The sequence below is a fragment of the Ohtaekwangia sp. genome (assembly GCF_036568665.1).
Taxonomy (GTDB): Bacteria; Bacteroidota; Bacteroidia; order Cytophagales; family Cyclobacteriaceae; genus Ohtaekwangia.
Genome location: NZ_DATCSD010000419.1, coordinates 1 through 7,423, shown reverse-complemented (window position 1 = coordinate 7,423; position 7,423 = coordinate 1). Strand labels below are relative to the sequence as shown.

General features: G+C 46.0%; 2 protein-coding genes and 1 pseudogene. 2 read left to right on the top strand and 1 reads right to left on the bottom strand.

The features are described 5' to 3' along the window. Nucleotides 1-228: 228 nt before the first annotated feature. Nucleotides 229-2,517, bottom strand: coding sequence for a patatin-like phospholipase family protein (locus VIN08_RS24550; protein WP_331971188.1), 2,289 nt, complete (start codon nt 2,515-2,517; stop codon nt 229-231). Between the two features lie 153 nt (nt 2,518-2,670). On the opposite strand from VIN08_RS24550, the gene VIN08_RS24545 reads away from it, so the two are divergent. After that, entirely contained in the window at nt 2,671-5,880 is a 3,210-nt protein-coding gene (locus tag VIN08_RS24545) for a UvrD-helicase domain-containing protein (protein WP_331971186.1), read from the top strand. Next, a pseudogene (locus tag VIN08_RS24540) lies at nt 5,877-7,423 on the top strand (PD-(D/E)XK nuclease family protein); the annotation flags it as partial. The gene VIN08_RS24545 and the pseudogene VIN08_RS24540, both read left to right, overlap by 4 nt.

The window sequence follows — 7,423 nt, the reverse complement described above, 5'->3', positions numbered from 1 at the left end:
GATACCACGTAGTGCCTTCTTTCGTCCGCTCGTGTAACGAACGAAGTAAAATTTTCTGCCGGTAATATTCCAGGTCTGCCTGCCGCTCCAGTTTAATCAGCTCGAAGGTCTTTTGAAGTTGTTCGCGCGAAGTCATTTGAGTTGCAATATAGTAGCCCAATACCTAATTCCTATCGTCATCAGATATTGGGCTTTGAGGTTATGCCAAAGTATATACTATATACTTTATTAATGGCTTTCCAAGAGTTTTGCCAGGCGTTGCAATTGCGCCTGGTTTTCGGCAGAGTTAATGGTATACTCTATATTATACTTCTCGCGTGTAGTGAGGCGCCAGCTTAGCGATGCACGCGAACTGTTCTGGCGAATGCTGTCCATCTTCTGCAGTATAGGAACATAATTCTCTGTTTCATATTGCAGGTCTACACGATCGATCTTTCCTTTAAACCACGTCTCTGCATGACCAATCAGCATATCGCTGTTAATGTCCTGGAAGTTTTCGAAGTTATTATATACACTGCTGATGGGTTGCGTAAAATCATCTACGATCGTTTGCCCTGTTTTTTGTTTGATGGGATCAAGCTTGGGCGAATCGCGAATGGAAACGAAAATTATACCGGATGTATTCTCAGCGATCCACTCGCGGAAGGAGAAAAGAAAACGCACTGCATCGGATACTCCAAAGTTATCGGATATACCGGCATCCATAATTTTTATAGCAGGCTCTGTTGGCAGTGTTGTGTTGGGCGTAATATAGGGGAACGTAGCACTCATACGCAGCGCAGAAAGAAAGCGCAGATTGGAACCGTTGTGTTCGTGGAACAAGGTTTGAAAATCAACACCACTGATCTTGGGCAATGCATGCGCAGGAAAATTCATAATATCATCGTTCATGAACGACACCGGCCGTGAGGCTATATATAGTTTGCGCCCGTCATTTACAATGGTAGGCGTCAGGATCATCATGGGTATAGCAGCGCTTTGCTCGGCACTGTCGTACGCATCAATCGGTTTATTGAGCAGCTCTTCGGTAATCTGGTTCAACTGTTCTTCAAATGTATACCCGCGATCGCGATAGTATAGATTGCCGCCATACTGAAATTTGGTAAAGCCTACAAACAGATCGTTGGCCATTAAACTAAAGATGAGCGGATTCAAATTATCAGTAGCAATTTTCTGCCGGTGGCTCACCGCATTGGGATGTATATTTTTACCCAGCTTCGCCTGCAACTTCAACTCACGGTAATAGCTCGCACCAATTAATCCTCCGGAGGCACCGGTAATTAATATACTGTTCTCCATCACCTTGCCTTTTGTAAGGCTATCAGCTGCTTGCATAGCCGTAAGCGTCCAGAGTGCAGCGCGTTTACCGCCACCACTTGCACAGAGAAAAACCATCTTCGGTTTTTCATCAGCCGGAAATTTTTTGCGCCAGTTCTCCAGCATCTTCAGCGTAGCATGGCGGTCGCGTTGTATATGCGTGCTGTCGTTCAGATGCTGCAACGTTTTGATCGAGTACTCAGCCGGTGGGCGTTGATACTCCAACCCGAAAGCTTCGTATCGTTTGGAGAAGAACTCCTCTCCCACCAGGTAATTCAATGTTAAAAAAGCCAGTAGGGCTACCGTGGCAGACCATCCGCCAAACCAGTACGAGAAGGCACCGGCCATCATTACAAAAATGGTAAGGAAGATGATAAAGCTGGAAGCAGCCGGAAGCTGAAACGTTTGGTAATCTTTAAAGATACCGAGCACCAGCACGATAATAAAGATCATCAACTCGATGATCACCAGGTTGAAATGATTCTGATCGAACACCTGCAGGATCGTTGACTTATCATAGAAAGTAGTCTCCTCCACTTCCTTGATCTTGAAATCATAGTCGATATAATTATCAACGCGTATCTGTTTTTTACGGGCAATGTCCAATTTCTTCATGGCACTGGCACGTGTAACCTGCACATTCTGTTTGATCTTCTCATCGATGCGGCACACCACGTATTTAAAAATGTCTTTGTTGGTAAGCCAGAAGTAGCCGAAGAAGATAAGCGTCATAACTACATAGCCGGTCATCAGTCCGGTAAGATTCCAGGCGAGGCTTCGCGCAGTACTGTATTCGTTGTGCGTCTGAAATTCGATGATCTCATAAATATAGGTGCACAGGAATATGAATGGTATGAGGCTGTTGTTGATGGTAAATTTGGAGAACGGTCGCGAGAGCGTTCCTACAAAAGAAAAACGGTGGCCATCAGTAATATAGCACGTAATGTGAAAGGCTGTGGTAAACCCGGCCGTAACAAGCCCCATAATAAAGAAGCTTCGGAAATTTACACCGTTCAAGTACTCGGGGTCGAGAAAGAGATAGGGTATACCAAGGTATTTGCCAAAGTTACCGGTAATCATGGCAAAGAGAATTACCCAACATAACATCAGCACATGATTTCGCTTGATGTTGTTGAACAGGAGCTGAACCGGAAACGAGTAGAAGATCTTCGGTCCTATAAAATAAAGCTGGCGCAGCATAGACAGATTTAATTCAAGATAGTGTTTTTTGAGCAGTCTTTTGATTCTAACACGGCTGTAAATTAAAAGTTAAGTTTCAATTTGCCGGTTACTTTTTGAGAGTTGCTTTTAGATTATTTTTTTTCTTCGGCCGATTAAGTTTACTTCGGCCCTGTGACAGAAAAAATTTTTCACATTTACCGTTCGTCTGCCGGCTCAGGCAAAACGCGCACATTAGCCAAAGAGTATCTGAAACTTGCGCTGCGTTACCCGGAATATTTCCGCTACATCCTGGCGATGACATTCACCAACAAGAGTACGCAGGAGATGAAAGACCGCATCATCCGCTATCTCGATGATTTTGTGAAAGGTAAGAGTGAAGATCTGGCCACCGAAATTATAAATGACTTTAACGCGGAAGGCCGCATCTTTACTCCCAAACAATTTGCCGACCGCAGTCGCGAGGTGCTCTCGCTTATTCTGCACCATTACTCGCAGTTCTCCGTCAGCACTATCGATGCTTTCTTTCAGCGTGTGATACGCTCCTTTACCCGCGAGACAAACCTGCTCGGTAACTTTCGCCTCGAAGTAGATAACGACCTGGTGCTGGAAGAAGTGATCGACCAGGTGATGGATAATCTGTCGGACGATGAAGAGCTTCGCGGATGGGTACTGGAGTTTTCGCTCGAGCGACTGGTGGAAGGAAAGGATTGGGATATACGCGCGGCTTTGCTCGACTTCTCCAAAGAAATTTTTAAAGAAGAGTTCAAGGCGATTGAAGACCAGGTACTTCGCATTACAGAGAATAAAGAGTTCTTTAAAAGTATACGCGTAAAATTGCAGCAGGTAGTAAAGGAGTTTGAAAGCCGCGTGCTGCAAACTTCGCGTAACCTGTTGAAAGAATTTCATGCGCATGGACTTTCTATCTCCGATTTCAAGTATGGTAAAACGGGAAGTATATATTCGTATGTAGCAGGGCTGGAAGAAGAGATCAAGCTTCCGGGGGTGCGCGTGATGAACATGTTGCAGGATTCATCCGAATGGCCAGCACCTAAAAACAGCAATGCTTCGCTGATCATTTCCAAAGCGGAGCAACAATGGCGTGGCGAGCTGGCAGCACTGGTAGAGTTTATTGAGCAGCAACAAGTATCCTATAATTCGGCAGAGCAAGCGCTGCGCAACCTGTATGTATTCGGGCTGCTCTCGGATATATCAAAAACGCTGCGTGAATATTTGCGCGAGAACAACCTGATGCTGCTATCAGACGCGCCACAATTTTTGCGCGGTGTCATGCAAGAGCAGGACACATCGTTTATCTATGAAAAAGTAGGATCGTTCTATCGGCACTTTCTCATTGATGAATTTCAGGATACATCCGGGTTTCAGTGGAAAAATCTATTGCCGCTGATAAAGAACGGTATAGCACAGAACTATAAAAGCCTCATCGTTGGCGATATCAAACAATCGATCTATCGCTGGCGCGGTGGCGACTTAAATATACTCCAAGAGAAAGTAAAGGAAGATGTAGGTATACAGATGATCGACATCTTTCCGCTCGATACAAATTATCGCAGTGCCGGTAATGTAGTAACGTTTAACAACGCGTTGTTCGAAGCTGCTGCAAATATTATTGGTAAAGAAACCGGAACCGACTTTCCGCAGGAGTCGTATCGCGATGCATCGCAGAAATTATTCCGACATCCTGAGAAAGGGTATATATCCGTACAATTCATCGATGCAGCCGAAGCAGAACCCCGGAGCGATGATCCGAACAACAAACCTGCAAAATTTGAAGAGCTTGCGTTAGAACAATTACCATTGCAACTGGAAACACTGCAGGCAAAAGGTATAGCCTTGCGCGATATAGCGTTCCTGGTGCGCGATAACAGTGAAGGGCAGTCGATCGCGCAATACTTTATGCAGTATCGCTCATCGGCCGATGCCAAGCCACAGTATAAATACGATGTAGTGTCTAACGAATCGTTGCGTCTCGATCAGGCAGCTTCTGTTGTGGTGTTGATCAACGCGATGCGATTGCTGGAAGACCCGCGCAACCTGATTGCCCGCGCGCAGCTTTCATACGAGTATCAAAAGCTCTGGCCCCAACAGGCTTTCCCCAACCTTCACAAATTATTTTCGCAGAGTAAAACAAAAGATTTTGCCAAGCTCGTTCCTTCACCTTTCACTGAGCAGGAAGATATACTCGCGGCATTACCCTTGGTAGAGTTGATCGAAACCCTGATACACTTATTTAATCTCGGTAAACTCTCTACAGAGATTGCGTACCTGCAGGCGTTTCAGGATGTAGTGCTTGAATTTAGCATGCGCGAGAAAAGCGACCTTGCCTCCTTTCTGCAATGGTGGGAAGAGAATAAACATAAACGCTCTATACAGGTAGCCGGTGGTGTAGATGCTGCGCAGATCATTACCATTCATAAATCAAAAGGTTTACAGTTCCGGTATGTGATCATCCCTTTTTTACATTGGGAGCTCAACCATCCACCTATGAAGTCGCCTATACTCTGGTGTCGCTCAGACGAACCGTTGTTTAAAGATATAGGCTATCTTCCTTTGAAATATAGTAGCAAACTGGAGAACACCACTTTTCGCGAATACTATACGGAAGAACGTAAACGTATATACCTCGATAACCTCAACCTGCTATATGTAGCATTCACCCGCGCAGAGCATGGGCTTATAGCACTGGCACCCTATGCAAAATCGGGGTCGGTAAATCATGCCGGTAAACTTACCATGCGCGCTATAGAAAGCAGCGATAGTCTGCAACCGTATTGGAGTGCCGAGCGAAAAAGTCTTACGATCGGTACCATTGACGATGAAGCCCCCAGCCCTGTACGTGGCGAATCGCTGGTGTTAAAAAGTTACCCGATCACTCCCTGGCGCGAGCGGCTGCAGATACGCACACGCGGAAAAGAATTTTTCCAGGAAACCGAAAAACGCAGGAAGATCAACTATGGTATATTTCTGCACGCGCTGATGGCGCGCATCAGAACCCAAGCCGATATAGCAATAACGATGGAGCAGGCGGTGAAGGAAGGATTGATACAGCACGATGAGAGTGTGATTATTGAAGAATCGGTGCGCTGGATTGTGATGCATCCTTCACTGCGAAAAGCTTTTTCAGAAGAAGCATCTCTGAAGCGCGAAGCTTCGCTCATTATGCCCGATGGCAGCGAACGAAGAATAGATCGCATGGCTATACTGGATAACCAGGCGTGGTTGATCGACTATAAAACCGGTGCTCCCAAACTGGAAGACGAACGACAGATCAAAGAGTATATATCCATCCTGCAAACAATGGGTTTGCACGAAGTAAAAGCTTTCCTGGTATATGTAAACGAACGGGAGTGTAAAACAGTATGAAAACTTTTATCCAGGATATAGCCGAAACCATTCGCCAGCAATATACTGACTGGGAGAATTTAACCGTAATCTTTCCCAACCGGAGAGCAGCACTATATTTCCGAAAAGCACTGGCCGAAAATCTGGATACACCAAGATGGTCGCCCGCTATACTGAGTGTTGAGGAATTTATAGGATCATACTCCGATCTGAAAGAAGCGGACAAGCTTTCGCTGATTGTGGTGCTCTATCGCGTATTCAAACGCGTTACACATTCGGAAGAGAACCTGGATCATTTTTACTTCTGGGGCGAGATGCTGCTCCGCGATTTCGATGAGCTGGATAAATACCTGGTAAACGCCAATGGTTTATTCAAAGACCTCAGCAACCAGAAAGAGCTCGATCAATATTTCGATTACCTCACCGAAGAGCAAAAAGAATTTCTCGTAGCATTCTGGCAAACGATCGACTTCAGTTCTTCGGCCAGTAAACAGAAATTTCTGGAGTTGTGGCAAAGTTTGTACCCGGTATATATAGCCTTTCGCCAGCAGCTAATGGAAGAGAAGATCGGTTACTCGGGTATGATACACCGCCACGTAGCCGAGCATATAGACAAGCTTATACCTGCCGGTAAAAATGCCGGCATGAAGTATATATTTGCTGGCTTCAACGCGCTTACAGCTGCCGAGGAAAAGATTATGACGTGGTTTGTAGAACACCACGATGCGCGCATCTTCTGGGACGAAGACGCTTTCTATGTAAATGAACCGCATCGCGAAGCGGGCACATTTCTGCGGCAGTATCGAAAGCATACCGTGTTAGGTCGCACGTTTACACCGGATCCTGCTATATATCTCGGGCAGGAAAAAAAGATTACGATACTGGGCGTTCCGCAAAAAGCCGGGCAACCAAAATTACTGGCACAACAACTGGAAGCAACGCTACGGGTACTGGCCGACAAAGGTATAGCGGAGCGTACGGTAATTGTATTGCCGGATGAGAACATGCTGTTGCCGGTTTTGTATGCATTGCCGCCTTCGCTGCAGTCCATCAACGTTACCATGGGTTTTCCATTGGTAAGCACACCGTTCTATTCGCTTATTGATTTTCTGTTTGATCTTCACCTGCATATACGCAAGGGAGAATTTTACTATCGCCATGTGCTCGCGCTGCTGAATCACCCCTATATAAAAGCACGGGTGGGTGAAGATGCAGCACAGTGGCGCGCCTTTATTCAGAAGAACAACCAGGTACATATATCGCCTTCTTTCTTTGAGAAGAAGCACGACCTGCTCGATGTTATCTTCCGCATTGTGCCCGTTGAAAATTTTCTCGCTTACCTCCTCGAAGTTGTGGAGCAGATCGCTACCGACTCCAGTACAAATGGTTTGATGGAAAAAGAATTTGCATTCAACTTCCATCGTATACTTGCGCGCGTGCAGGAGCTTACCACCAGCGAGCCCATGGAGCTGCGCATGCAGCAGCGCATGTTTCGCCAGGTGGTACGTGCCGAAAAAGTACCATTTACCGGTGAGCCGCTCAAAGGCATTCAGATCATGGGGGT